Source organism: Herbaspirillum sp. Her3 (assembly GCF_057961275.1).
On the sequence record NZ_CM176328.1, the window covers coordinates 2,024,233 to 2,051,220 of the forward strand.

At 63.1% G+C, this 26,988-nt stretch carries 26 protein-coding genes; 16 read left to right on the plus strand and 10 right to left on the minus strand.

The window, feature by feature from the left end; all coding sequences use genetic code 11:
• Positions 1–54 precede the first annotated feature (54 nt).
• Complete coding sequence (locus ACVC5H_RS09315; protein ID WP_489622045.1) at positions 55–2,169, plus strand: TonB-dependent siderophore receptor; 2,115 nt, start codon at positions 55–57, stop codon at positions 2,167–2,169.
• Between the two features lie 49 nt (positions 2,170–2,218).
• Positions 2,219–3,880 (plus strand): histidine-type phosphatase, encoded by a 1,662-nt coding sequence (locus ACVC5H_RS09320; protein WP_489622046.1) that lies wholly within the window; start codon positions 2,219–2,221, stop codon positions 3,878–3,880.
• Here ACVC5H_RS09320 and ACVC5H_RS09325 read toward each other — a convergent pair.
• From ACVC5H_RS09325 to ACVC5H_RS09340, 4 genes are all read right to left on the minus strand, one after another.
• The gene (locus ACVC5H_RS09325) at positions 3,877–4,140 is read right to left on the minus strand and encodes a hypothetical protein (protein ID WP_489622047.1); all 264 of its coding nucleotides are present in this window, start codon (positions 4,138–4,140) and stop codon (positions 3,877–3,879) included. The two genes, ACVC5H_RS09320 and ACVC5H_RS09325, sit on opposite strands and share 4 nt — an antisense overlap.
• 39 nt (positions 4,141–4,179) lie before the next feature.
• On the minus strand, positions 4,180–4,629 hold the full coding sequence (locus ACVC5H_RS09330; protein WP_489622048.1) for a hypothetical protein: 450 nt from the start codon (positions 4,627–4,629) through the stop codon (positions 4,180–4,182).
• A gap of 94 nt (positions 4,630–4,723) precedes the next feature.
• Positions 4,724–5,965, minus strand: a complete 1,242-nt coding sequence (locus tag ACVC5H_RS09335) for an MFS transporter (RefSeq protein ID WP_489622049.1) — start codon at positions 5,963–5,965, stop codon at positions 4,724–4,726.
• A 104-nt stretch (positions 5,966–6,069) separates the two neighbouring features.
• Entirely contained in the window at positions 6,070–7,083 is a 1,014-nt protein-coding gene (locus tag ACVC5H_RS09340; RefSeq protein WP_489622050.1) for an aldo/keto reductase, read from the minus strand.
• Between the two features lie 128 nt (positions 7,084–7,211).
• Between ACVC5H_RS09340 and ACVC5H_RS09345 the strand changes: the two genes are divergently transcribed.
• Positions 7,212–8,090 (plus strand): LysR family transcriptional regulator, encoded by an 879-nt coding sequence (locus tag ACVC5H_RS09345; protein ID WP_489622051.1) that lies wholly within the window; start codon positions 7,212–7,214, stop codon positions 8,088–8,090.
• A 100-nt stretch (positions 8,091–8,190) separates the two neighbouring features.
• Here ACVC5H_RS09345 and ACVC5H_RS09350 read toward each other — a convergent pair whose 3' ends face one another.
• Positions 8,191–8,745: a hypothetical protein gene (locus ACVC5H_RS09350; RefSeq protein ID WP_489622674.1), complete on the minus strand. Its 555-nt coding sequence runs from the start codon at positions 8,743–8,745 to the stop codon at positions 8,191–8,193.
• A 517-nt stretch (positions 8,746–9,262) separates the two neighbouring features.
• On the opposite strand from ACVC5H_RS09350, the gene hemN reads away from it, so the two are divergent.
• The 11 genes from hemN (at position 9,263) to ACVC5H_RS09405 (ending at position 20,169) form a co-directional block, all read left to right on the plus strand.
• Positions 9,263–10,714, plus strand: a complete 1,452-nt coding sequence (gene hemN / locus ACVC5H_RS09355; RefSeq protein WP_489622052.1) for an oxygen-independent coproporphyrinogen III oxidase — start codon at positions 9,263–9,265, stop codon at positions 10,712–10,714.
• A gap of 16 nt (positions 10,715–10,730) precedes the next feature.
• Positions 10,731–11,582: a sulfite exporter TauE/SafE family protein gene (locus tag ACVC5H_RS09360; protein WP_489622053.1), complete on the plus strand. Its 852-nt coding sequence runs from the start codon at positions 10,731–10,733 to the stop codon at positions 11,580–11,582.
• Between the two features lie 2 nt (positions 11,583–11,584).
• Positions 11,585–14,101 carry a heavy metal translocating P-type ATPase gene (locus ACVC5H_RS09365; protein WP_489622054.1) on the plus strand — a complete coding sequence of 839 codons (2,517 nt, stop codon included), beginning with the start codon at positions 11,585–11,587 and terminating at the stop codon, positions 14,099–14,101.
• Positions 14,101–14,274 carry a cbb3-type cytochrome oxidase assembly protein CcoS gene (ccoS, locus tag ACVC5H_RS09370; RefSeq protein ID WP_489622055.1) on the plus strand — a complete coding sequence of 58 codons (174 nt, stop codon included), beginning with the start codon at positions 14,101–14,103 and terminating at the stop codon, positions 14,272–14,274. The genes ACVC5H_RS09365 and ccoS overlap by 1 nt, the downstream gene beginning before the upstream one ends.
• A gap of 152 nt (positions 14,275–14,426) precedes the next feature.
• Entirely contained in the window at positions 14,427–15,854 is a 1,428-nt protein-coding gene (gene ccoN, locus ACVC5H_RS09375) for a cytochrome-c oxidase, cbb3-type subunit I (protein ID WP_489622056.1), read from the plus strand.
• 12 nt (positions 15,855–15,866) lie between these two features.
• Positions 15,867–16,481 (plus strand): cytochrome-c oxidase, cbb3-type subunit II, encoded by a 615-nt coding sequence (gene ccoO / locus ACVC5H_RS09380; protein ID WP_338715782.1) that lies wholly within the window; start codon positions 15,867–15,869, stop codon positions 16,479–16,481.
• 4 nt (positions 16,482–16,485) lie between these two features.
• The gene (locus ACVC5H_RS09385; protein ID WP_489622057.1) at positions 16,486–16,683 is read left to right on the plus strand and encodes a cbb3-type cytochrome oxidase subunit 3; all 198 of its coding nucleotides are present in this window, start codon (positions 16,486–16,488) and stop codon (positions 16,681–16,683) included.
• Positions 16,676–17,608 (plus strand): cytochrome-c oxidase, cbb3-type subunit III, encoded by a 933-nt coding sequence (ccoP, locus tag ACVC5H_RS09390; protein WP_489622058.1) that lies wholly within the window; start codon positions 16,676–16,678, stop codon positions 17,606–17,608. Before ACVC5H_RS09385 ends, ccoP begins: the two co-directional genes overlap by 8 nt.
• Positions 17,609–17,748: 140 nt before the next feature.
• A complete protein-coding gene (ccoG, locus tag ACVC5H_RS09395) occupies positions 17,749–19,236 on the plus strand; it encodes a cytochrome c oxidase accessory protein CcoG (protein ID WP_489622059.1) in 1,488 nt (495 codons plus the stop codon).
• A 54-nt stretch (positions 19,237–19,290) separates the two neighbouring features.
• Positions 19,291–19,836 (plus strand): FixH family protein, encoded by a 546-nt coding sequence (locus ACVC5H_RS09400; protein WP_489622060.1) that lies wholly within the window; start codon positions 19,291–19,293, stop codon positions 19,834–19,836.
• 75 nt (positions 19,837–19,911) lie between these two features.
• A complete protein-coding gene (locus tag ACVC5H_RS09405) occupies positions 19,912–20,169 on the plus strand; it encodes a hypothetical protein (protein ID WP_489622061.1) in 258 nt (85 codons plus the stop codon).
• 75 nt (positions 20,170–20,244) lie between these two features.
• Here the strand turns inward: ACVC5H_RS09405 and fnr are convergent, their stop codons facing one another.
• The 4 genes from fnr to ACVC5H_RS09425 form a co-directional block, all read right to left on the minus strand.
• Complete coding sequence (gene fnr / locus ACVC5H_RS09410) at positions 20,245–21,093, minus strand: fumarate/nitrate reduction transcriptional regulator Fnr (RefSeq protein ID WP_489622062.1); 849 nt, start codon at positions 21,091–21,093, stop codon at positions 20,245–20,247.
• Positions 21,094–21,443: 350 nt separating this feature from the next.
• Entirely contained in the window at positions 21,444–22,514 is a 1,071-nt protein-coding gene (locus ACVC5H_RS09415; protein WP_489622675.1) for a fatty acid desaturase, read from the minus strand.
• A 255-nt stretch (positions 22,515–22,769) separates the two neighbouring features.
• Positions 22,770–23,396: an OmpW/AlkL family protein gene (locus ACVC5H_RS09420; RefSeq protein ID WP_489622063.1), complete on the minus strand. Its 627-nt coding sequence runs from the start codon at positions 23,394–23,396 to the stop codon at positions 22,770–22,772.
• Between the two features lie 223 nt (positions 23,397–23,619).
• Positions 23,620–24,687 (minus strand): 1-aminocyclopropane-1-carboxylate deaminase, encoded by a 1,068-nt coding sequence (locus ACVC5H_RS09425; protein ID WP_489622064.1) that lies wholly within the window; start codon positions 24,685–24,687, stop codon positions 23,620–23,622.
• 198 nt (positions 24,688–24,885) lie between these two features.
• Here ACVC5H_RS09425 and ACVC5H_RS09430 point away from each other — a divergent pair, with 198 nt between their 5' ends.
• On the plus strand, positions 24,886–25,347 hold the full coding sequence (locus ACVC5H_RS09430) for an Lrp/AsnC family transcriptional regulator (protein ID WP_008330522.1): 462 nt from the start codon (positions 24,886–24,888) through the stop codon (positions 25,345–25,347).
• A gap of 59 nt (positions 25,348–25,406) precedes the next feature.
• Positions 25,407–26,375 (plus strand): prolyl aminopeptidase, encoded by a 969-nt coding sequence (pip, locus tag ACVC5H_RS09435; RefSeq protein WP_489622065.1) that lies wholly within the window; start codon positions 25,407–25,409, stop codon positions 26,373–26,375.
• Positions 26,376–26,444: 69 nt separating this feature from the next.
• On the opposite strand, the gene ACVC5H_RS09440 is transcribed toward pip, so the two are convergent.
• Positions 26,445–26,969 (minus strand): MarR family winged helix-turn-helix transcriptional regulator, encoded by a 525-nt coding sequence (locus ACVC5H_RS09440; protein WP_489622066.1) that lies wholly within the window; start codon positions 26,967–26,969, stop codon positions 26,445–26,447.
• Between the last annotated feature and the right edge of the window lie 19 nt (positions 26,970–26,988).

The following is a 26,988-nucleotide window of genomic DNA, read 5'->3' on the forward strand; positions in this document are numbered from 1 at the left end:
CATACAACAAAGCAAGACCATTTCCCTCTCTCAACCATCCACTGTGAGTTCGATATGATTTCCAGACGTATTGCCACCCTTCGCCCTTCCACCATGCGGCGCGCCTTGCTGGGCGCCGGCCTCCTGCTGGGCAGCGCCGGTCCGCTGCTGGCGCAGGCCGATGACAGCGTGCTGCCGCAGATCACCGTGACCGATGACGCCGACAAGAAGAAGCTGGCCGAGAAGGTCAGTGGTGGTGCCCTCGGCGACCGTTCCGAACTGGAGACGCCGTTCTCCACGCGTGCCGTCAAGAGCGACGAGATCGAAGACCGCCAGGCCACCTCGCTGGCCGAAGTGCTGAAATATGATGCCAGCGTCACCAACAGCAGCCCCGTCAATGGCACGCACCCGGCGACCATCTCGGTACGCGGCCTGCGCCTGGATGACCTCAACGGCTACAAGATCGACGGCCTGGCCAACATCAACCGCGGCACCGAGATGCCGCTGGAAATGTTCGAGCAGGTGGAAGTGCTCAAGGGCTTGTCGGGCTTCATGTATGGCTTTGGTTCGCCGGGCGGGATCGTCAACTACGTCACCAAGCGTCCGACCGATGACCCCTTCTTCGCCACCGACGTCGGCTACGCCAGCGGCGGTACCTGGAAGGAACACGTCGATGCCGGCGGCCGCTTCGGCGAAGACCAGCGCTTCGGTTACCGCGTCAACCTGGTCAACGAGAACGGCGATACCAAGGCCGATCACGGCAGCATCAACCGCCAGTCCATCGGCGCTTCCTTTGATGCCCGCCTGACCAGCGACCTCACTGTCCGCCTGGATGCCATCTACCAGCGCCGCATCACTACCGGCGGCACCGACGTCATTGTCAGCGGCTTCAAGATTCCCTCACCGCTGGACGGCAATACGCGCCTCTACAGCAATGGCTCCTACACCGACGTCGATTACCGTCTGGTCACGCTGAGCGCCGACTATCGCCTCTCGGACGACTGGAAGACCACCGTCGCCGTGCGCCACTCCGAATCGGTGCGCGTCTACAAGAAGGACCAGTACTACATCACCAGCAATACGGGCAACTACCGTGACCGCCTGACCTCCGAATACCACGGCTACGAATTCAATGAAGCGCAAGCCATGGTGCAGGGCAAGGTACGTACCGGTTTCCTGCAGCATGAAGTGGTGTTCGGCGCCATGGCGCAGAACCTGCTCTCGACGTCCTCGGTGACCACGCCCAAGCCCTACATCGGTACCGGCAATCTGTATTCGCCGACGATCTACTCGGCCGATTCGGTCAACTACAGTGGTGGTACCTACCGCGATGAAAAGACCACCCAGACCGCCTTCTTCGCCAGCGATACGATGAAATTCGACGAGCGCTGGTCGCTGCTGGCCGGCGTGCGCTATACCAATTACATCGATACTGCCTACACCACCACCCACGCTACCAGTGCCCGCTTCACCGCCAGTCCGTGGACACCCACGGTGGCTGTGATGTACAAGCCGCGCGTCGACACCACGGTCTACGCCAGCTATGCGGAGGCCCTGGAACAAAGTGCCTCGGCACCGACCAGCACCGTCAATGCCAACCAGACCTTCGCGCCCATCAAGAGCAAGCAGGCTGAAGTGGGCGTCAAGACCGAGCATGACGGCTGGACTGGCAGCCTGGCCCTGTTCCGTATCGAGCGCGGCTCGCAATACACCAACAGCGCCAACGTCTATGTCTCTGATGGCCAGAGCATCTATCGCGGTGTGGAAGCCAATGGTTCGCTGCAGATCACGCGCGACCTCAGCCTGGATGGCAGCGTGATGGTGCTGGGCTCGGAAGTCACCCATGCGGCCGCGGCCGTCAATGGCAAGCGCGTCGTCGGTGCGCCCGAGATGCAGGCCGGCGCGCAGCTGAACTATCGCGTGCCGAGCTTGCCGGGCCTGTCGTTGCATGCGGGCGCGCAGTATGTCGGTACCATGGCGCTGGACTCGGCCAACACCAACATGATCTCGCCCTATAGCCTCTTCGATACCGGCTTGAATTACCGCACCCGCATCGGTGGCCACATGACGACCTGGAGTGCCAACATCACCAACCTGGCCAATCGCAAGTACTGGACCTACTATCAGGAAACCTACCTGAACGTGGGTGCGCCGCGTACCCTGAACCTGAACGTGCGCGCCGAGTTCTGAGCGTGATGGGTTCTTGATACGGAAAGGCTGATATCTCATGATCGGTGGCATGACCTCCCATAAATCTGCCAGGGCCTGTGCCTGGCTGATCGGCCTGTTGCTGGCCGCCAGCCTGGCGCAGGCCGCCGATCGTGACGATCGCCAGACCAAGACGCCTTATGCCCCGCGCCAGCCGCTCTCCAGCCTGGAGCCGGTACCTGCCGGCTATGCACCGGTGTTCACCCAGCTGCTGGCGCGCCATGGTTCACGTGGCCTGACCGGGATGAAATCCGATCTGGCCCTCTATCGCCTGTGGCAGCAGGCCGACCAGGAGCACGCCCTGACCCCGCTGGGCCAGAGGCTGGGACCGGCCTTGCAGGCCATGCTGCGGGCCAATTTCCTGCTGGGGGCGGGGGTGCCCGGCATCAGCGAACCCGGCTACGGCAATGAGACGCTGACCGGGTTGCAGGAGCACGCCGAGCTGGCGCGACGGATGGTGCAGCGACTGCCGGACTTGTTCGATGAGTCCAAGTCGGGCCAGCGCGAGGTGGTCGTGGTCAGTTCCGGCAAGGATCGCGCCGTGGATAGCGCAGAAGCCTTCACGCAGTCGCTGCTGGCTGCCAGGCCGGGCTTGCGCGGCCATGTGGAGGGACCGTCCAGGGATACCTACCTGCTGTATTTCCATCGTCTGCCCAAGACCCCGCCGGCAGAGACGGCCGCGCCAGATTCCCGCGAGGCCCTGCGCCTGCAGACCTGGAAGGATAGCCAGGTCTACCAGGCCTATCAGCGTGGCGCGGCACTGCAGGCGCAACTGGCGCGCATCCGCCAGGATCCGCGCTTGCAGGATGCTGCCGATGCGGTCCTGTCGCAACTGTTCCAGCCGGATTTCCTGAAGCGCCTGGCACAGGGCGGCTACCGTTTCAGCAACAGCGGCACGCTGAGCTTTGCCAGCGAGGATGGACGTCATGCCAATACCCTGACCGGCGACGGCCGCAGCGTCATCGCCAACGGCGTGCAGGCAGCCTGGGCGCTGTATGACCTGTATGCCATCAGCGCCGGGATGAGCACCGAACTGGAGCGGGCTGGCAGCAGTGTGAAGGTTTTCGACAGTTTCATGCCGCCGATGGCGGCGCAGGTCTTCGCCGAAGCCGAAGATGCTGAAGATTTCTACAGCAAGGGACCGGGCATGATGGAGCAGGGCGATGTGACCTCGCGCATGGGGCGCATCCTGCTGCAGGATTTCTTTGATGAGGCCGACGCCATCGACCGTGGCCAGCGCCAGCATCTGGCCAAGCTGCGCTTCGCCCATGCCGAGATCGTCATTCCGCTGGCGACCCTCATGGGCCTGCCGGGGGCGGCGCAGCAGGTGGACGAGCGTGAACCCTATACGCCCGCCCGCAACGGCTGGCGTGGCGCGCAGATCGCGCCGATGGCCGCCAACCTGCAATGGGACATGTTTGCCGATGCGGCAGGACACACCTTGGTGCGCCTGCTGTACAACGAAGGGGAGATGGATTTCAAGCCGTCCTGTGACCAGGCCAGGATCGCGCCCCGCAGTCACTACTACGACTATCACGCCTTGCGGGCCTGTTACGGACAGGCTGGCGCAGGACGCGCATCGGCGTTCCAGGGACTATCAGCACGTCAACAGGATGCCCGGGCCTATGGAAACGCGGAGGTTTTTGGCGCCATCATGGATCCGCAACTTGCGCGCTTGAGTGTGAAGAATTAAGCGCGCATGGATGTCATCCGGACCGGCAAGGTCTCATCACTCCCCCCTGCGCTCTCTATCAACATCTTTCTGAATTCGCCATCGTCAGGTTTTTGTTCGGACTCCCTTTTCCGCTGCTTGCGACGGCGTTCAGCAGCATTGAATTCCGACATGAACTGCCATTGTTCCAAATGCCTGAAATAGGTCGAGCCGCTGTAGACAGGTCTGACTTCTCCTACCGGGTCAACAGGAATGACCGGGGTGACCGGATTACGCGCCATGATTCTTCCCTCGGTGGTCGCTGATGATGAATCCCCTGCTTACCTGATCTCTGTTGCGGCGTTTTTGCGCCTCTTCCGCAGATGAATGATTTGCGCACCAAGGCCGACAATGAGCATCAACAGTAAACCTGCGTGAAATCCGAGCAACACCGGAGATGTTAACTCTGTCACGAAAGGATGGTCGTCAGGCGCTCTGCGCAGGGTTCCCGAGACGGTAGGCACTCTCAACAAGAACACGGTCACCGTCAGCGCAATGGTGTCCACATATTCTATCTCGCGTCCCAGAACAGTTATGTAATTCGCTGTAAAACCCAAAAGAAGAAAAGCCAGTGTCGCGATTGCAATCCCATAGCTGATCACTTGTTCGGTGAGTCCAAGTCGGGCCAGCGCGAGGTGGTCGTGGTCAGCTCCGGCAAGGATCGTGCCGTGGGTAGCGCAGAAGCCTTCACGCAGTCGCTGCTGGCTGCCAGGCCGGGCTTGCACGGCCACGCCAGATTCCCTGAGAGGCCCAGCGCCTGCAGACATATCACGCCTTGCGGGCCTGTTATGGACAGGCCCGCGCAGGCAATCAGGACTGAGGTGCTCAGGGCTGGCAGACAGGCTGTATGGTGTGAACCGCCCGAGGCTTGCGCTGCACCAGCAGGAACAGCAGCAGTCCTGCCAGCGTGAGCATAAATCCAGCCCAGACTGCCGACAGCAAACCGTAGCCTTGCGCAATGGCCTGTCCACCCGACCACGCACCGATGGCATTGGCGATGTTCAGCGCGGCCAGATTCATGGCGCCCATCAGGGTGGGCGCATCGGGTGCCGCTTCGGTGAGACGTACCTGGATGGTGGGAATGGCAACCATCATGGTGGCACCGACGGCAAACAGACCGGTCATCAAGACCCAAGGGGCCGCTCCAGCCGTGGCCAGCCATCCCAGCGCCAGCAGGGCGCTGCCAAAACCGGCCACCAGACCCAGGGAACCATGGCGATCGGCCAGGCGGCCGCCCAAGGTGTTACCGGCGGTCATCCCTACGCCGAACAAGGCCAGGGCAACCGGAATCCAGCGCTCGCTCAGTCCGGCCGTCTGGGTCACCAGCGGACCGATGAAGGTATATACCGCGAAGATGCTCGCCACGCCCAGCGCAGCCACGCCGATCAGCGCCCATACGCGGCCTCGCTTGAGGGCCAGCAGTTCCTGCCGGACCGGTCCGCCATCCAGGGCGCTGCTGCGCGGTATCCAATGCCACAGACTCAGCAGGGACGCCACTCCCAGCAACGAGACCACCAGGTAGGCATTGCGCCAGCCCAGCGTCTGGCCCAGCAGCGTCGCCAGCGGCGAACCCACGATGGTCGCCACCGTCAGGCCGGACATGACCAGCGCAAATGCGCGTCCGCCCTGTCCGGGGCCGACGATGTAACTGGCGACCACGGCACCGGCACCGAAATAGGCGCCTTGCGGAATCCCGCTCAGCAAGCGCGCCAGCGTGAAGCTGCCGAACCCGGCCGCCAATGCCGAGAGCAGGTTGCCCGCCACGAATAGCGCCATCAGGGCCAGCAGCAGGTGACGCCGGTTGAGCTTGGCCGCCAGCAAGGTGGCCGCCGGGCCACCCAGGACCACACCCAATGCATAGGCTTCGATGGCATGCGTCGCCGTGGGGATGTCCAATCCGAGTTCGCCAGCAAACAACTGCAGCAGCCCCATGCTGGCGAATTCTGAGGTGCCGATACTGAAGGTGCCCAATGCCAGGGCCAGCAGGGCCAGGCGTGGATGGCGGGTGCGGCTGGTTTCAGGCAGGCCGTGGGTGGCCGATGAGGCTTGATGGCTTGGATTGCGCATGGAAGTTCTCCTCGATGATTGACATTGCAAGGACAAGTGCTCCCTCACCGGGACCATTGTCCGGTGCCGCTCAGGCCGGGGAGGGAGGGGTGAGATTTAACGGCTCAGGCGCCTGCAGGCAGCGGTGCCTGCGAATGGATCAGGCCGGCTGCGCGCAGATCGCGCCAGAAGTCGACAGGGATGATCTCCGTAAGGGCGGCGCGATCTTCCGCCAGACGTTCCGGGCGGCTTGCTCCCGGAATCACCGCCGCCACCGCAGGATGGGCCAGTGAAAACTGCAGGCCGGCGGCCTTCATGCTGACTCCGTACCGTTCGGCCAGCGTCTTGATGGCCTGTACGCGGGCCTGGATGGCGGGCGTGATGGGCGCATATTCAAAATTCGGACCGCCGACCAGGGCGCCCGAACTGTAAGGGCCACCCACCACGATGCTCAGGCCCCGCTCGCTGACGCGCGGCATGACACGCTGCAGGGCGCGCTCATGATCGAGCAGGGTGTAGCGGCCGGCCAGCAGGAAACCATCCGGACGCGGCTCCTGCAGGTCCAGCAGCAGTTCGATCGGCTCCACCCGGTTCACACCCAGACCCCAGGCACCGATCACGCCCTCGTCGCGCAGCCGGTCCAGGGTCTTGAAGGCGCCATTGCGGGCGCTCTCGAAGACGCTCAGCCATTGGTCTCCATAAAAATCCTGGGCAACGTCGTGTACCCAGACGATATCGAGCCGGTCGGTCTTCAGCCGTTGCAGGCTGTCGTCAATGGAGCGCAGGGTGGCGTCTTCCGAGTAGTCGTTGACGATGCGGTTGGCACGGCCGTGGCGGAAGACATCCCCTTTCTCGCCGAGATCGCGCGCGCTCACGTCTTCCAGTTCATCCATGACCAGCCGGCCGACCTTGGTAGCCAGTACATAGCTGGAACGCTCCTTGCCGCGGAGCGCGTCGCCCAGCCGCGCCTCGGCCAGGCCTGCGCCATAGAAAGGCGCGGTGTCGAAGAAGCGGATGCCGTCGTTCCAGGCGGCATCGACGGTAGCGCGTGCTTCCTGCTCGGGAATGGCGCGGAACATGTTGCCCAGCGGTGCGGTCCCGAAGCCCAGGGCGCCGGGGAGAAGGTTCTTCAAGCTCATGGTGTTCTCCTGTTCAAGTGGGGTTGCGATGAACGTCATCTTCGGCACTGAGGAGAGATTCGGCAAATTTATTATTGATAAATAAGATTTATTGTGCAGAATATATCTGTATGAGATATGACCTGAATTTGCTTCCCGTTTTTGTCGCCCTGATGGAAGAGCGCAGCGTCACCCGTGCTGCCTTGCGCCTGGGCATGACGCAGGCCGCCGTGTCCAACGCCCTGGCGCGGCTGCGCGGCACCCTGCAGGATCCGCTCTTCATCCGCGAGCGCTACAGCATGCGGCCGACCCCCAAGGCTGAGGTGCTGGCCCCGGCCTTGGCCTCGGCACTGGCGGCGATGGACGCGGTGGTACTCGGCCAGCAGGCGTTTGATCCGGCCCGCGCAGATCATCAGGTGACGATCGCACCCAACAGTTACGTGGAGTTCGTGCTGGTGCCCAGGCTGGTGGCGCGCCTGAGCCAGCTGGCGCCGGGAATACGGCTGCGCACCTTGAACTTTGGTACCGATCTGGCCGAGACCGGGGTCAGCGCGGGCGATACTGCCATGGTGCTGGGAAGGATCGAGGAGGCGCCCGACAACCTGGTGGTCCAGCACATCGCCGACGACGGGCTGGCTTGCGTGGTCCGGGCCGACCATCCCGTCATCGGCAATCGCATCGGCAAGAACCAGTACGAGCGGCTCAAGCACGTGAACGTGCTGCCGTCGGGACGCTTGCGCACGGGCCTGTTCCAGGTCCTGCAGCGGCAGGGGCTCAAGCGGGAAGTGGTGGCGTCGGTCACGCACTTTGCATCGATTCCTGAAATCATCGCTGCCACCGATTACTGTGCCACCTTGCCCCGGCTGATCTGTCAGCGCCTGGTGCAGGACCGCCGGCTCAAGGTGCTGCCCACGCCGGTGGATCTGGGTAGCTTCCCGCTGCACATGGCATGGCACGTGCGCTACCGGGATGATCCCGCGCACGGGTGGTTGCGCAGACTGGTGGCCGAAACCGCTGCAGCGCTGTGATGCCGGCGAGGGGCGCACCAAGGAGGGGACCTCGCCTGAATTGAAAAAGGCGCCACGACCTCAGTCGGTGGCGCCTCGGGTCGGCAAGGTAGATATGCAATCAGAACTGATAACTCACACCCACGCGCAGCACCGGGTACAGGTTGTAGCCATGCACCTTGTCGTTGAGTTCGGCATTTTCCGCCGCCACGTCGGTGGCAAGACGCGAGCAGATGGCGGCCGAGGCATTGCAGCCGGAGTTGCTGACCGAGGTGGAGGGATTACCCTGGAACATCACGCCCAGGTCCGCCGTGAAGCCCCAGCCTGACTTGCCGGGCGCAGCCGCATTGCCATAGCCCAGGCCCACGTAGGGCGCGAACTTCTTGAAATCGATGCGGCCATCAACCTGGCCCGCCTGGGAAGCGGTGTAGACGTTGCCATTGATGGTGTAGACGCCGCCAGCCTTGGGCTTGCCGGTGGCATCGATCTTGTTGCCGTTGTAGATCACGCCGCCGGAGAGGCGGAAACCATTGTCGAACGGAAACCAGTCCAGCAACGCATCAAAGGTGCGCAGCTTGGCTTTGGCGTCATAGTTCATATCATTGGTGCTGGAATTGAACGAATAATCGAAGTAATTGACTCCGAAGCGGGCGTTGAGCTGCTGCGCCAGCGGCACGCTCAGGTGGACGCCTACGCCGGTAGTGCCGACTTCGCCGCTCAGTCCGAGGTTGGCCGCCTGGGCGCTGCCGCCAAGGGCAGCCAGGCTGATGAGACAAGCGCAGGAAAGTTGGAAACGATGCACGAAAAGATCCCCCGGGAGTGATGATGGACTGGTTGACCAACAGCCGATGGCCAGACGGTCAGGCGCCGTCCATCGCAGCCTAGGGTTTGCCCCATCGTTCTGTAAAGCGCGACAATGCTGAAAAGCAACAAAAACCAGGTGAAGGCCGCACGGCCGTGTCATTCGTGCCACAGCAGGCGCCTGCAGGCCGGGTTTTCGATGTCGTCTCGCCAACAGCGCCAATGCGAGCGACCGGCCTACGGGGCGACCCCTTTGATGCATATCAATGCGATCCTGCAATGATCTGGCTATCCTGCAAGCTCCAGTCAATACCAGCTCGCCCGGTGGGCTCGCGGCCCAGCGCATGTGCGCGCCGCGTCAGTCCGGCGTGGCAGCCGGCCAGGAGCATCGCATGCAAGTCGCCCATCCGTCCACCCTGCATCCATCCGCCAGTCTCGCCGGCATGAACAAGGCCGTCCTGCGCAAAATGGACCAGCGTGGCCCGCGTTATACCTCCTATCCCACGGCAGACCGCTTTACCAGCGACTTCGCCGTCACCGATTACCTGCATGCGGTGTCCGACCGCCGCAACATGAGCGCCTGGCGCGCCTTGTCGCTGTACCTGCACATTCCGTTCTGCGACACCATCTGTTACTACTGCGCCTGCAACAAGATCGTGACCAAGAACCGCGCCAAGGCCGCCCTCTACCTGAGCTACCTCAAGCGCGAGATCAGCATGCAGGGCTCGCTTTTCTCCGGCATGAACCAGGTCGAGCAACTGCACTTCGGGGGCGGCACGCCGACTTACCTGTCCGACGAGCAGATGTCCGACCTGATGGACCACATTCGCCACAGCTTCACGCTGGCACCGGATCACGTCGGCGAATACTCGATCGAGATCGATCCTCGCACGGTGTCGGTGCAACGTGTCCACAAGCTGCGCGAGCAGGGCTTCAACCGTATCAGCCTGGGCGTGCAGGACTTCGATCCGGAAGTGCAACTGGCGGTGAACCGCGTGCAATCCGAGGAACAGACCCTGCAGATCATTGCGGCGGCGCGTGACGCCGGCTTCCGCTCGGTCAGCATCGACCTGATCTACGGCCTGCCCAAGCAGAACGTGATGTCCATGTCGCGCACCCTGGCCAAGGTCATCGCGGCCAGCCCGGACCGCATCGCCGTCTACAACTATGCGCACATGCCGCAGCTGTTCAAGACCCAGCGCCAGATCAAGGAAGAGGAGCTGCCCAGCGCCGACAGCAAGCTGGACATGCTCTCGCTGTGCATCCGCCAGCTGACCGGTGCCGGCTACGTCTACATCGGCATGGATCACTTTGCCAAGCCCACCGACGACCTGGCCATCGCCCAGCAGCAGGGACGCCTGCACCGCAACTTCCAGGGCTACTCCACCCATTCGGAGACCGACCTGGTGGCCTGCGGCGTCTCGGCCATCAGCGCCGTGGGTGGCAGCTACAGCCAGAACGAGAAGACCCTAGATGGCTATTACGCCCGTCTGGAAAATTCCACCCTGCCCATCGCACGCGGTATCCAGCTGGGCATGGATGACGTGCTGCGCCGGCTCATCATCCAGCGCCTGATGTGCAATTTCGAGCTGTCCATCAATTCGCTGGAGATCGCCTATCCCATCGTCTTCCGCGAATACTTCGCTTCCGAAATGGAGCAACTGAAGCAACTGGCAGAGGATGGCCTGATCAACATCGAACCCGAATGGATTACCGTCGAGCCCAAGGGCCGCCTGCTGATCCGCAACATCTGCATGGTGTTCGACCGCTACCTGACGCAGGACCGCGCGAAAGCCGCGAGCCAGAACAAGGACGCACCGCAGCGCTACTCGCAGACCGTTTGAGCCGGGCGGAGCGCACGTGAACCTGCTGCCGATCTTCCTGGTAGGCCTGATGGGCAGCGTCCATTGCATCGGCATGTGCGGTGGCATCGTCGGCGCGCTCAGTTCGGCCGGACCGGCCCGTGCCCCGGCCGTTCCCGCACAGGCGCTGGCTCAGGCCTCGCTGGCAGTGCCGCAGGGCCGTCCCGTTCATCGCATCATTCCCCTTCATATCGCCAGCTCCACCCAGGTACAAGCCTTCGGGCAGGACCTGCTGCGGTTGCTGGGCTACAACTTCGGCCGCCTCTCCAGCTATGCGCTGGCCGGTGCCCTGGCCGGTGGCATTGCGGCCGGCCTGCTGCGCGGTGCCGACGTGCTGGGTTGGCTGGCGCCAGCGCAGACGGTGGCCTATGTCATGACCAATCTGGTGCTGATCCTGCTGGGGCTGTATCTCACCCAGTGGTGGAGTGGCATGTCACGCATGGAGCAGTTGGGTAGCGGCCTGTGGGCGCGCCTGCGCCCGCATGCGGCGCGGCTGGTGCCGGTCGACACGCCGGCCAAGGCGCTGCTGCTGGGCAGCCTGTGGGGCTGGCTGCCGTGCGGGATGGTCTACAGCGCCTTGCTCACCGCGCTCATGGCCGGCAGTGCCGTGCAGGGTGCGCTGACCATGCTGGCCTTCGGGGCCGGTACCTTGCCGGTGTTGCTGGCGGCCGGACTCTCCGGTGCGCGCCTGCGCCAGCTGGCGGCGCGTCCCTGGGTGCGGCGCAGTGCCGGGGTGGTGGTACTGGCCTTCGGCCTGCTGGGCTTGTTGCGTGCCGCCGAGATCGGTGGCCTGGGCATCGCCCGTGGCTGGATCGACGTGTTCTGTGTCAGCCCGGTGCATGGAAGCTGACCATGGCCAATGAAGAAAATACAAAGGCGAGCCTGTGTTTCCACTGCGGCCAGCCGGTGCCGTCCGGTGAGTCCTGGACGCTGGACATCGGCGGTGCCACGCGCGAGCTGTGCTGCGTGGGTTGCCAGAGCGTCGCCCGGCTCATCGTCGATAGCGGATGTGAAGATTTCTACCTGCGCCGCACCGTTCCCTCTGCGCGCGTCGATCCCGAACAATTGCTGCCGCCCGAGCTGGTCCTGGTGGACCTTCCGGCGCAGGCAGGCGACGGCGTTTCTGCCGATACCGATGACCAGGCCCGGGAGCTGGTGCTCTCCATCGATGGCTTGCGCTGTGCCGCCTGCGTCTGGCTGATCGAAAAATATCTGGCGCGGCTGCCTGGCATCGAGATGGCCGAGCTCAACGTGGCCAGCGCCCGCCTGCATATCCGTCGCGATCCGAACCGGTGCTCTACCTCGACTATCCTGCGCGGCCTGCATGGCCTGGGCTATACCGCCTATCCCTTCGATCCGCTGCGCCAGGGCGAGCAGGCACGCCGTGCTTCACGCCGCCTGTTCCGTCAGTTGTTCATTGCCGGACTGTCGATGATGCAGGTGATGATGTATGCCATCCCGGTCTACATGACCCATGAAGGCATCGATCCCGACATGATGGCGCTGATGCGCTGGGCCAGCCTGTTCCTGACCATTCCGGCCGTGTTCTATTCGGCCTTGCCGTTCTTCACCGGTGCCTGGGCCGGCTTGCGTGCACGCTCGCCGGGCATGGACCTGCCGGTGGCCATCGGCATTGCGGCGGCCTTCACCGGCAGCGCCATCGCCACCTGGCGCGGCGAGGGCGAGATCTGGTTCGATAGCGTGAGCATGTTCATCTTCCTGCTGCTGGCCAGCCGCTATCTGGAGACGGCCGCAAGGCGCAAGTCGGCCGCGGCGCTGGAGCGCATGCAGCAGGCTTTTCCAGCCTCGGCGCTGGTGTTGCGCGGCTATCCGCAGCAACGCGAGACGACTCTGGTGGCAGCCGCACAATTGCAGGCCGGCGACGTGGTCCTGGCCCGTCCTGGCGATACCATCGCCGCCGATGCCTACCTGATCGAAGGCGTGGCCGAACTGGACCTGGCGCTGTTGTCCGGCGAGAGCCGTCCGCAGACTTTTCAGCTCGGCCAGGAAGCGCCCGGTGGTGCCGTCAACCTGAGCCAGCCGGTGTTGCTGCGGGTGGTGCGCAGCACCCGCGACAGCACGCTGGCCGCCATCACCCGCCTGGCCGAACAGGCCGGGCAGGGCAAGCCGGCCCTGGCCCAGTGGGCCGATGTGGTGGCTTCGCGCTTCGTGGTGGCCTTGTTGCTGCTGGCGGCCATCACCTTCGTTGCGTGGCATATGATTGATCCTTCCCGCGCCTGGGCCACGGCCATCGCCGTGCTGGTGGTGTCCTGCCCGTGCGCGCTGTCACTGGCCACGCCTTCGGCCCTGGCGGCAGCCACCGACCGCCTGCTGCGCGAGGGCACCCTGGTGGTGCGCGGCAACGTGCTGGAAACCCTGCAGCGCGCCGATACCATCCTGTTCGACAAGACCGGCACGCTCACCCAAGGCCGGCCGCAACTGACGGCCCTCTGGAGCCGCATTCCCCAAGAGCAGGCGCTGTCACTGGCTGCCACCATGGAGCGCGGCAGCCTGCATCCGCTGGCCAAGGCGCTGGTCGAGGAGGCCGGGCGCCGCAACATCGCCGCCTGCGAGGTCGCACAACTGGGCTCCGTCACCGGTGCGGGCATGCATTGCCTCATCGATGGCGTGCCGTATCGTCTCGGCGCACGCCGTTTCGTGGCCGAGATTGCCGGCGATGTCATCCCGCCCGAACTGAGCCAGACCGCCACGGCGGCAGCCGGTTCGGTCTACCTGGGCAACAGCAGCGGCTGGCTGGCGCGCTTCGATCTGGCCGATGCGCTGCGTGCGGATGCGGTGCAAACCGTTGCTGCTTTCCGCGCGCAGGGCTTGCGCGTGATCCTGCTCAGTGGCGACCAGCCCGAGGTCTGCGCCGAGGTGGCCGCTACCGTGGGTATCAGCGAAGTGATCGCCGGTTGCACGCCGCAGCGCAAGCTGGAGGCGGTGCGCGAATTGCAGCAGGACGGGGCCGTGGTGGCCATCGTTGGCGATGGCATCAATGACGCGGCCATGCTGCGCGCCGGGGACGTTTCCTTTGCCATGGGCAAGGGCGCGGCGCTGGCCCAGGTCAGTGCCGATGCCGTCATCATGAGCGACCGTCTCTCGGCCGTAGCGCAGTGTGCGCACATGGCCCGGCGTACCATGCGCATCGTGCGCCAGAACCTGGTGTGGGCCAGCGTCTACAACTTCCTCGCCATTCCGGCCGCCGCATTCGGTTTGCTCGACCCGTGGATGTCGGCCGTGGGCATGTCGGCCAGTTCGCTGCTGGTGGTCGGCAATGCCTTGCGCCTGAGCCGCGCCACACGCGCGGCGGAGTCAGTGCCGACCCCCGTTGCTGCAGTCCAGCCCGTGCTGGCAGGAGGAGCCTGATGGAAGCCCTCTACCTGCTCATTCCGCTGAGCACCTTGCTGGTCTTCCTGGCGATCTGGGTGTTCTTCCGCGCCTCCGACGGCGGCCAGTTCGATGACCTCGAAGGACCGGCCATGCGTATCCTCAACGATGACGATACGACGCCCGATCAGCATCGCGCGGATCTTCCCTGAAGGTCCATTTCAAGCGCCATTGCGTAGCGTTTTTGTCCGCAATCACGGAGTTTCATCCCAAGCCTCTTTCCACTTGATACACGTCAATGCCCAGCGGGTGCAGGTTCCGTAAGCTCGCATTGAACAGTACTCAACAAAGTGGGGAGAGTTTCGTGAGCAAAGAAAATAGCTACAACTACACGGTTGTGCGCCAATTCACCGTGGCGACCATCCTGTGGGGCGTAGTCGGTATGCTGGTCGGTGTAATCATCGCCGCCCAGCTGGCATGGCCCGAACTGAACATGGGGATACCCTGGCTGAGCTTCGGCCGGCTACGTCCCTTGCATACCAACGCAGTGATCTTTGCCTTCGGAGGCTGCGCGCTGATGGCAACCTCGTATTACGTCGTCCAGCGCACCTGCCAGGTGCGGCTGTTCTCCGACTTCCTGGCGGCCTTCACCTTCTGGGGCTGGCAACTGGTGATCGTCGGTGCGGCCATCACGCTGCCGATGGGGCTGACCCGCGGCAAGGAATACGCCGAACTGGAATGGCCCATCACCATCCTGATCGCCATCGTCTGGGTGGCCTACGCCGTGGTGTTCTTCGGCACCCTCATCAAGCGCAAGGTCAAGCACATCTACGTGGCCAACTGGTTCTACGGCGCCTTCATCATCGCCGTGGCCATCCTGCACATCGTCAACGGCATGACCATGCCGGCCACGCTCACCAAGTCGTACTCCATGTACAGCGGTGCGCAGGATGCGATGATCCAGTGGTGGTACGGTCACAATGCGGTGGGCTTCTTCCTGACCGCCGGCTTCCTGGGCATGATGTATTACTTCATCCCCAAGCAGGTCAACCGTCCGGTCTATTCCTACCGCCTGTCGATCGTGCACTTCTGGGCGCTGATCTTCACCTACATGTGGGCCGGTCCGCACCATCTGCACTACACCGCATTGCCTGACTGGACCCAATCGCTGGGCATGGTGTTCTCGCTGATCCTGCTGGCACCGTCCTGGGGTGGCATGATCAACGGCATGATGACCATGTCGGGCGCCTGGCACCAGCTGCGTACCGATCCCATCCTGAAGTTCCTGGTGGTGTCGCTGTCCTTCTACGGCATGTCCACCTTCGAAGGTCCGATGATGGCCATCAAGACCGTCAACGCCTTGTCCCACTACACCGACTGGACCATCGGCCACGTGCACTCCGGTGCCCTGGGCTGGGTCGGCTTCGTCACCATGGGGGCGATGTATTACCTGATTCCGCGCCTGTCGGGCAAGACCCAGATGTGGAGCAAGGACCTCATCGAAATCCACTTCTGGGTGGCCACCATCGGCATCGTGCTCTACATCGCTGCCATGTGGATCGCCGGGGTGATGCAGGGCCTGATGTGGCGTGCGGTCAATGCCGACGGCACCCTGACCTACAGCTTCGTCGAAGGCGTCAAGGCAACCTACCCGTACTACATCATTCGTCTGATGGGCGGCCTGATGTACCTGTCCGGCATGCTGGTGATGGCCTACAACACCTGGCGCACCATGCGCGGCACCGAACTGGCTGTCGCACCGATTCCTGCCGTGACCAACGCTGCGCACTGATTGGGGGAAAGTATGAAGTTTTCGCATGAATGGATTGAGAAGAACCCCTGGCTGCTCATCGGCCTGGTGCTGCTGGTGGTCAGTGTGGGTGGCCTGGCCGAGATCGTGCCGCTGTTCTTCCAGAAATCGACCACCGAGCCGATCGCCGGCCTGAAGCCGTACTCGGCCCTGCGCCTGGCCGGCCGCGACATCTACATCCGCGAGGGCTGCTACAACTGCCACTCGCAGATGATCCGCCCGCTGCGCGCCGAGACCGAGCGCTATGGTCACTACTCGGTGGCCGGTGAGTCGGTCTACGACCACCCCTTCCAGTGGGGTTCCAAGCGTACCGGTCCGGACCTGGCCCGCGTGGGTGGCCGCTACAGCGATGAATGGCATCGCGCCCACCTGCACAACCCGCGTGACGTGGTGCCGGAGTCCAACATGCCGGCCTACCCGTGGCTGGAGCAGGCCAAGCTGGACAACTACGACATCGTTGCGCGCATGAAGGCATTGAAGCGCATTGGCGACCCGTACACCGAAGACGACATCAAGAATGCCCCGGCCGAACTGGTCGGCAAGACCGAACAGGATGCGCTGATCGCCTACCTGCAAGGCCTGGGTATCCTGATCAAGGCGGAGAGATAAGACCATGATTGAAATGTTGACCGATCCACGCAGCCTGATCACGCTGATCAGCTTCGTCACCTTTGCCGGCATTCTGTGGTGGACCTATGTCGGCCACAAGCCCGCTGATTTCACGCAAGCCGAGATGATCCCCTTCGCCGATGGCGACATCGGCCAGCCCGCCGCCGCCGAGAGCAGCGACAAGGAGGTGCGCCATGGCTGATTTCACCAATGGTTTCTGGAACCTCTGGATCATCGTCCTGACCGTGCTGGGCATCGCCGGCTGCGCGCTGCTGTTGTGGCAGCAGTCCAGCTGGAAGGTCAAGAAGGGCGACCAGCCCATCGCCGGTTCGACCACCGGCCACGTCTGGGACGAAGACCTGACCGAACTGAACAACCCGCTGCCGCGCTGGTGGATGTGGCTGTTCTACCTGACCATCTTCTTCTCGGTGGGCTACTTGATCGCTTACCCCGGCCTGGGCAACCTGCCCGGCACCCTGGGCTGGCATTCCACCAGCGAGCACGATGCCGACGTGAAGCAGGCCGAAGCCAAATACGGACCGCTCTTCGACAGCTACCTCAAGCAAGACCTGAAGGTGGTGGCCGCCGACCCGCAGGCCCATGCCATCGGCGAGCGCCTGTTCCTGACCTACTGCGCGCAGTGCCACGGTTCGGATGCGCGCGGCAACAAGGGCTTCCCCAACCTGACCGACAACGACTGGCTGCATGGCGGCACGCCCGAGATCATCAAGGAAACCATCCTCAAGGGCCGTCACGGCGTCATGCCGCCGATGGCTGCGGCCGTGGGCAGCGCCCAGGACGTCGATAACGTCGCCAACTACGTGCTGAGCCTGTCCGGTTCCGCCCATGATCCGATCAAGGCCGAGCTGGGCAAGCCCAAGTTCGCGGCTTGCGCGGCCTGCCACGGCGCTGGCGGCGTGGGTAACCAGACCATCGGTGCGCCCAACCTGAGCGACAAGATCTGGCTCTATGGCGGCAGTATCGACACCATCAAGGAAACCATCAACAAGGGCCGCGACAACACCATGCCGGCGTTTGGCGAATTCCTCGGTGAACCCAAGGTGCACGTGCTGGCAGCTTATGTCTGGAGCTTGTCCAACAAGCCCAGCAACGCCGCTGCGAAGTAACACGGCATGAGCAGTTGAACCCGCGCCGGGGCCGACGCAGACACAGATCTGCGCGGCCCCGGCGTTCTTCGTGATGGCCAAGATGGCCGCGCCCGGCCAAGGGGCGCACAACAGAGAGTGAAAGCAGAGCAGGCAAGATCATGAACAAGGCCGCAATGACACCCAGGCAGGGCAAGGAAGGGGACCCGCCGCCCCAGGCTGATGCGCAGCAGGACAAAGGCAGCAAGGACGGCAAGGAGGATTACGCTGTCGTGCGCATGTATGCCGCCCGTGAGCAGATTTACCCGCGCGAGATCCAGGGCCGCTTCGCCAGCCTGCGCTGGCTGTGCGTGTTCCTGACCCAGCTGGTCTTCTACGGACTGCCGTGGATCAACTGGAACGGGCGCCAGGCCGTGCTGTTCGACCTGGCCTCGCGCAAGTTCTACCTGTTCGGCCTGGTGCTGTGGCCGCAGGACTTCATCTGGCTGGCCGCGCTGCTGATCATTTGCGCGTTCAGCCTGTTCCTCTTCACGGCCATTGCTGGCCGCGTGTGGTGCGGCTATTCCTGTCCGCAGACGGTCTATACCGAGATCTTCCTGTGGATCGAACGCCGCATCGAAGGCAACCGCAGCGCGCGCATGCGCCTGGACCGCCAGCCCTGGTCGTTCGGCAAGCTCTGGCGCAAGTCCGCCAAGCACTTCGCCTGGGGTAGCCTGGCCCTGTGGACCGGCATCAGCTTCGTCGGCTACTTCTCGCCCGTCCGCGATCTGCTGCCGGAAATCAGCCACTTTGCGCTCGGTCCTTGGGAGAGCTTCTGGATCGTCTTCTACGCCTTCGCCACTTACGGCAATGCCGGCTGGATGCGCGAGCAGGTGTGCAAGTACATGTGCCCGTATGCACGTTTCCAGAGCGCCATGTTCGACCGCGACTCGCTCATCATCACCTATGACGACGCCCGTGGCGAGCCGCGCATGCCAGTGGCCAAGGCGGCCAAGTTGAAGGAGGGTACCAAGGCCGGGGATTGCATCGACTGCACCATGTGCGTCCAGGTCTGCCCGACCGGCATCGACATCCGCCAGGGCCTGCAATACATGTGCATCGGCTGCGCAGCCTGCGTGGATGCCTGCGACAGCGTGATGGACAAGATCGACCGCCCGCGCGGCCTGATCCGCTATTCCACCGAGAACGCCATCGAGCAGGGCTTCTCCACGCCGGAAATCCGGCGCCGCCTGTTCCGTCCGCGCATCCTGATCTATACCGCCATCCTGGGCACGGTCATCAGCCTGTTCCTGGGTTCGCTGGTGGTGCGGACACCGCTGAAGCTGGACGTGATCCGCGACCGGGGTTCCATGGGGCGCGAGGTGGAAGACGGCATCATCGAAAACGTCTACCGCCTGCAGGTCATCAACACCGATGAACGCGGCCATCGCTATCGCATCAGCGCCAGCGGCATTGAAGGACTGACCGTCGATCCGGCCGGCCCCATCGAGCTGGCCGCGACCCAGACCCTGATGGTGCCGGTGCGGGTGAGGGCGCCGCATGGCGCAGGCGAGTCAGGCTCCAACAAGATTCATATCGAATTGCAGGCCGAGGATCAGCCCGCACTGCACGTCAGCGAAAAGGCCGTCTTCCTGGTGCCGCGCCGCTGACCGCGTGCAGGCGGCGCAATCCACATGAACTTAACGTCATATCGAGAGGAAACCATGCAAACCATCTCCCCCAAGCTTGCCAATGCCGTTCCCTGGTATCGCCACCGCTGGCCCTGGCTGTTGATGTCGGGTCCGGCCGTGGTGGTGGTGGCAGGCCTGTTCACGGCCTGGCTGGCCATCTCGCGGGCCGATGCCCTGGTAGCGGACGATTATTACAAGCAAGGCAAGGCCATCAACAAGGACCTGCGCCGCGACCATGAAGCGCAGCGGCTGGGCGCCTCCATCGGTATCGCTTATGATCCGGCCAGTGCCGTGCTGCGCGGCCGCCTGCAGATGCGCCAGGCGCCCGCCGCCGGCGAGGAGGGCCGGACCCTGGTGCTGAACCTGGTCCACCCGACCCAGCCGTCCAAGGACCGCACGCTGACGGTGCGCACGGCGGCCGACGGCAGCTTCTCGTTGCCGTTGCCGGAGCTGGAACAGGCCCGCTGGCGTCTGGTGGCCGAGGATGGCAGCCATAGCTGGCGCCTGCACGGCAACTGGGTGTGGCCGCAACAGCGTGGTATCGAAATGAATGCGGAGGCCTACGCACCGGCCGAATAATGCGCTAAGCTGGAGTGAAGCCGGCTTCGAGACCGGCCATCTTCGGATGAAACTTCATGCGTCAAGGAGACAGCCATGCGCAAACAGCAACGCAATCTTGCCATCGTGGTCTGGGTGGCCTTTCTGATGGCCATTGCGGCCGAGGGCGTGTTCTTTTCCCTGTTCAATCCCGACGAACTGGCCATGGCCTCCGGCCGTGAATGGCATGCGCTAGGCGCTTATACCATCGGGTTCTTTTGTTTCTGGGGAAGTTTTGCCGTCTGCGGCCTGCTGGCGGTGCGGCTGACCCAGGCACTGCCTCGCGAGCGCCTGCGCCATTACGTCCAGGGCTGAGCGCCCCGGACTTTTTCCTGATCGTTGTGGTTTGCTGGCCGCTGGGTTGCGGCCTGGTTGCTGCTTAGTTGCTGCTTAGTTGCCGGCGCGGGCTGCTGCTGCCGCCTGTACCGGCGTGCAGGCATCCACGCCCGCTGCCAGGCGCTTGAGGGCGGGCAGGTCGACCACTTCCACATCGCGCTGTTCCACGGCCAAGAGGCCCTGCTTGCGGAACTTGGAAATGAGACGGCTGATGCTCTCGATGGTCAGGCCGAGATAGTTGCCCACGTCCTGGCGCGTCATACGCAGCTGGAAGCGCGTCGAGGAATAGCCGCGTGCAGCGTAACGTGAAGACAAGTTCACCAGGAAGGCGGCAAAGCGCTGCTCCGCACGCATGTTCCCCAACAGCATGATGACGTTCTGTTCGCTGGTGATCTCATGGCTCATCATGCGGTGGAAGTGGCGCAGCAGGTGCGGGATCTGGCCGAACAACTGTTCCAGGCGCGCAAACGGGATCTCGCAGACTTCGCTGTCTTGCAGGGCCACTGCATCGCACTGGTGATGCTCGGTGCTGATGGCATCCATGCCCAGCAGCTCGCCAGGCATCTGGAAGCCGGTGATCTGGCGGTCGCCGTCGAGGTTTTCCTGATAGGTCTTGAAGTGGCCCACGCGTACTGCATAGAGGGCGGTGAAGCGGTCGCCGATGCGGTACAGGAAGTCATCGCGCGCCACCTTGCGGCGGCCGATGATCTTGTCCAGGCGTTTCATGTCGGATTCGTCCAGGCCCATGGGCAGGCACAGCTGGTGCATGCCGCAGGCGGTGCAGCTACGCAGGGCGGAGCTGGCGGCAGCTTCGCGCGCGGCGCTCAGCGAGCATTGGGTCTGGGGTGCGGCCGCGTTGTTGGCGGCAGCAGCGAGCGAAGTGGAGTGGCAAGACTGGTTCATACGATGTTCCCGGCGGACATGTGACAATCGAATGCCTCGATTTTAAGTGCGCGGAACGTGATAGGCAGCACAATATTCCTGAATCAGAAGGCATTACTTGTCGCAGATCAAACTTGGTCCAAGTAATCGCCCGGATGGCCAGGCAAGGCCGTTGTCTGCAGGGGAATTTCACTGAAGGACGTCAGAACTGACAGCTTCTGACTGCGCGGCGCAATGGGAGAGAAGCGGCCTTGATGGGGGAAAGTGGGCGGTATCGCGGGGTTACCGGGGACCCGCGAATGCCCTTCCATGCGACCGTCTTGTTATTGAAACGCCAGAGTCTCCGTGGCTATCTGGAGGGGGTGGCCGGCTCAGGCTTCAGCCGTGGCCTTGCTGACTTCGGGCAGCGGCAGCGGAGTGCTGGTGGGGCGGCCACGATAATCGGTCCAGCACAGGCGCTTGAAGTCGTACAGCTTGCAGCGACGCGCGGTATCGAAATACCAGCGCCACGAGAAGCGCTGAATCACGATGCGACCCGGCAGCATGGTTTCGAGCTTCTTCTGCGCCTGCTTGAGGCGATACAGCGGCACGCTCATGTCCACGTGGTGCGCGGTGTGTTCCATGATGTGATGCAGCAGGGCGCCCCAGTAGCGGCCAAAGGTCAGGTGCACGGTAGTGGAAACGAAAGGTTGCGCAGCAGCCCAGGTGATCTTGTCTTCATACCAGGCCACCGAGGTATGCGTATGGTGCACGTACACGACGAAACCGATCATGGCCTTCCAGAACAGCAGCGGGATCGCAAAGCCGGTCACCAGCAGGGTCCAGAAGGATTGTTCAGTGGCTTGCGCGGCCCAGGCCAGGCCGGCGATCCAGACGGCGGCCACGGCGGTCACCAGCACGCCATCCCAGATGAATTCGGCGCGGCGGGTGGGCATCTGCTTCTTCGAGGGGAAGTACATGCGCTTCCACCACATGTCGATCATGTAGTACAGGCCGGGGCCGAAGCCGCTGCGGTAGATGCGCTCCAGGCGCTGGCGCCAGCGCGGCAGGGCGCGGAATTCTTCCAGCGAACGCGGCTGCCAGACGAAATCAAACCCCTTCAGGTTGGTATAGCCGTGGTGCACCACGTTGTGGCCGACGGCCCACAGGCTATAGGGCGTCAGCGACGGCATGAACAGCAGCCGGCCCAGCCAGGTATTGAGCTTGCGATTGGGCGTGAAGGCCTGGTGGCAGGCATCGTGGCCGAGGATGAACAGGCGGCCGATGATGAAGCCATTGACCACGCCCAGCGCGATCTTGGCCAGCAGCCAGGGCGCCCAGACGATGGCCGCCAGGCTGGCGCCGAACAGGCAGAAGTCCAGCACCGACAGCGCCAGGGCGATGGCCGTGCTGCGCCGGCTGATGGGGATCACCCAGGAACGGATGATCTTGCGATGGGGCATCGGTGCGCCAGGTGCGACCGGAGTGTTGGGGTGCGAAGTCGTCGACATCGAAATTACCTCTTCCTACTTTCAAACGGTGGACGGGGGAGCATGCCGCAGGAGACTGCTCCAGCTAACGCTGCAAGGGCGGATGGCATTGCAAGACATGGCGGCCGGCACACGGCCGTGGCGAAAGCGTTAGCGCTGATCCCAAAAAACAACGCGACCGGTCATCATGGATGACGGATCGCGCCGTTTGGGTGCGGCAAGAATACCTTAGAAACGGTAACCCACGCCAATGCCGATCAGCCACGGATCGATCTGCACGCTCGAAATCTTGGTGCCGGAAGCAGTCTTCACGTCGCTGGAGATCTGCACTTTCTTGATATCGAAGTTGAGGGACCAGTTCTTGTTGATCTTGTAATCGGCACCGATCTGCAGGGCGCCACCGACGCTGCTGCTGTCCAGTTGCAGGCCGCCATCGAGGTCCACGCTGGAGATGCGGGTGTAGTTGATACCGGCGCCGACGTAGGGGCTGAAGGCGGCGTCAGGCATGAAGTGGTATTGCACCAGCAGGGTCGGCGGCAGGTGCTTGAAGGTACCGATCTTGTTGCCGTCCAGGCGCACGTCCTGCTTTTGCGGATAGGTCAGCACCAGTTCAGCGGCGATGTTCGGGGTGAAGAAATAGCTGATGTCGAATTCGGGGATCACCTTGTTGTTGATGGTGATGCGGTCCGACGCGCCGCTGCCGGCGACCGGATCGGACTTGTTGTCCGGGCTCAGGTTGACGGCGCGCACGCGGATCAGCCACGGGCTTTGCGCTTCTTGAGCGAAGACGGGAGCAGCAGCGAAGGAAGAAGCCAGAGCTGCCACGGCGGCAGTGAGAGTGACGATTTTTTTCACGGTGTTTTACCTGTCGAGTGAGGATGTCCGAAAGGTACGCGTGAAGCTTTCTGCAGGCTTTGATGCCGATCAAGCGGGCTGGTACATGCGGCGAAAATGCAGCAAAGCGAAGGCCCTGGTGATCAAAAACGACACAAGCCCGGCCTGCAGGAACAGGCGCGGGCTTGCTGTGCAGAGGAAGGCGGCCACCGGTCGGGTCACCGCCTCATCCTGCCGGTGTGGCTTACTCCTTGTAGCGTGCTTCGCGCGCCAGCTTGGTCAGGTTTTCCGGATCTTCGAAGGCCTTGTAATAAGCGTTCAGTGCCGGTGCACCGCCCAGGTGGGCGTACAGCACGCGCTGGCCCTTGAAATGGCCCTTCTTGGCCATGTCGATCAGGCCGTCGATGGATTTTCCTTCATACACCGGATCAGTCAGCATGGCTTCCATCTCGGCGGCGGTGCGGATGGCGGCGATGGTCTGCTCGCTCGGCAGGCCATAGGCCGGGCCGCTGTAGTCGGGGATGATCTCGATGTCGGCGTCGCGCACGATGACGCGCTTGCCGCCCTTGGAGGCGATCAGCTCGCTGGTGTCGTTGGCGATCTTGGTGACGGCGCGGCGGGTCATCGCTTCGTCGTCGGCAGTGTCGATGCCGATCACGCGGCGGCGCTTCTCCTGCGCCGCAAAGCCGACCACCATGCCGGCCTGGGTGGAACCGGTACAGGTGGCCACCACGATGTTGTCGAAGAAGATGCCCAGCTGCTGTTCCTGCATCGCCACTTCATCGGCAAAGTTGGCATAGCCCAGGCCGCCCAGCGGATGGTCCGACGCGCCGGCCGGAATCGCGTAAGGCTTGCCGCCCTTGGCGCGCACTTCTTCCAGGGCGCGGGCCCAGGTGTCTTTCTCGGTGGTGGAGTAGCCATAGCCGCCCATGATGGGATTGCCGCCCATGATGCGGGTCAGCAGGATGTTGCCCACCTTGTCGTAAACCGGGTCATCCCATTCCAGCCAGGTTTCCTGCACGGTATAGGACTTCATGCCCACGGCAGCGGCCGCTGCGCAGACCTGGCGCGTGTGGTTGGACTGGATGTTGCCGATCGAGACCAGGGTGTCGCAGCCCTTGGCCAGGGCGTCGGCCACCAGCCATTCGAGCTTGCGGATCTTGTTGCCGCCGAAGGCCAGGCCCGACGAAACGTCATCACGCTTGGCCCACACTTCCACGCCGAGCATGGCGGAAAGGCGTTCCAGCTTGTGGATGGGGGAGGGGAAGAAGCCCAGCGTCTTGCGGGGGAAGAGTTTGTCGAGTGCCAGCATGGAGTGCTCCGGTTCAGGTGGATGGTCGAAATGTGTCCGAATCTGGTCCGATTCATATCGAATCGCCGGGATCAACTTTACGCCTGACGATTAAAATGGTGCTTCCGAATTTGTGGCATGATTCGTGATGAAAAAGCGATGTAAATTATTTCGTGCAAAGAAAATTACGATAATTTGTCTATTGAAGAAAGAATCATCATGACGCTGGACCGCATGGACAAGCGCATCCTCAAGGCGCTGCAGAAGGATGGCCGCATCGGCAATGCCGAGCTGGCCAAGAAGCTCGGCATGAGTGCCACGGCCTGCTGGAATCACACCAAACGCCTGATGGACGAAGGCTACGTGAAGGAAGTGCGCGCCATCCTCGACCCCGAGAAACTGGGCCTGCCGGTGCTGGTGACCGTGGGCGTGGTGCTGGACCGCTCCACCCCCGAGAGCTTTGCCGAATTCGAGAAGGCCGTGCGCGAGATCGCGGCGGTGCAGGAATGCCTGCTGCTGGCCGGGGAATTCGATTACTGGATCAAGCTGCGCGTAAAAGACCTGCAAGCCTTCAACCGCCTGCATGCCAATACGCTGCTGCGGCTGCCGGGCGTGCGGCAATTGCGTTCTTTCTTCGTACTCAACGAGGTCAAGAACAATCCGGAACTCGTGGTCGAGTGAAGGATTGTGATTCCACTCCTATACTTCATGTTTTGCCCTTCACCCTCAAGGACCTGCTGATGACCAATTCTGCTCCTGCCACCCTGCGCAGCCTCTATCCCCCCATCGAACCCCATGACCACGGCCTGCTCGACGTGGGCGATGGCCATCAGGTCTATTGGGAAGTCTGCGGCAACCCCAAGGGCAAGCCGGTGGTGTTCCTGCATGGCGGTCCCGGCGGTGGCTGCGGTCCCTCGCACCGGCGCCTGTTCAATCCGGAGAAATACCGCATCGTCCTGTTCGACCAGCGCGGCTGCGGCCGTTCGCTGCCGCATGCCAACCTCGAGGCCAATACCACCTGGGACCTGGTGGCCGACATCGAACGCCTGCGTGAACTGCTGGGCATCGCTCGCTGGCAGGTCTTCGGCGGTTCCTGGGGCAGCACCCTGGCGCTGGCCTACGCGCAGACCCATCCGCAGCGCGTGACCGAGCTGGTCTTGCGCGGCATCTTCCTGTTGCGCCAGGCCGAGCTGGACTGGTACTACCAGGAAGGCGCGTCCTGGATGGTGCCGGACCGCTGGGACGAGTTCCTGGCACCGATCCCGGTGGCCGAGCGCGGCAACCTGGTGCATGCCTATCGCAAGCGCCTCACCGGCGACGACGAAGCCGCCAAGCTGCAGGCCGCGCGTGCCTGGAGCCGCTGGGAAGCCAGCACCATCACCCTGGTGGCCGACCAGGGCCTGATCAATTCCTTCAACGATGCGCAATTCGCGCTGGCCTTTGCGCGCATCGAGAACCACTACTTCTTCAACAAGGGATTCATGGAAGAGGGCCAGTTGCTGGCCAATGCCTCGCGTCTGGAGGGCATCCCCGGCGTGATCGTGCAGGGCCGCTATGACCTGGCCACCCCGGCCAAATCGGCGTGGGATCTGCATCAGGCCTGGCCTGGTTCGCAGTTGCACCTGATCGACAGCGCCGGCCATGCCTACAACGAGCCCGGCATCCTGGACCAGCTCATCGCGGCGACCGACCGTTTTGCCGATCAATGATGGGCTTGCGCTGATCGCAGCCCTGGCGCTCCCATTGCGGGAGCGCTTTTTTTTAACTGTACTGCCGGTTCAACTTTTCTTGCGGCTGCGTTTGCCGGCCACCTGATCCGTCACGGCGGCTGCCGCCGCGCCATTTGAGGAATACACCTCTTCCAGTTCCGCCAACCGATGGTTGAGCTTGCCCAATACAGTGGTGAGCGTGGAGATCTCTTCTTTATCCAATGCAGCGAACAGTCCGCTGATGAAGGTCTTCTTCACCGGTTCGGACGCGCACAGCACTTCTTTGCCCGCGGCGGTCAAAGCGATGTATTTGACGCGCCGGTCGCTGCTGTCGCCGCTGCGCTGGACCAATCCATCGCGCTCCAGCGCATCGATCGCTTCGGTGATGGTGCGCGGCGCAAAGCCGAAGGCGGTGGCCAGGTCAGCCGCGCGCACGGGGCTGTTGCGCTCGATGTGGCCAAGCATCTTGTTGCGCGCCAGCGAAGCGCCTTCTCCGGCCATGAGCTTGTCCAGCGTGCGGTGCGAGCGCACGTAGAAGTCGCGCAACGCCTCGGCGGCACTGTTGCTGTACTCGTGTGTAAAGTCTGTAGACATATTTTTCCAGGATACCATA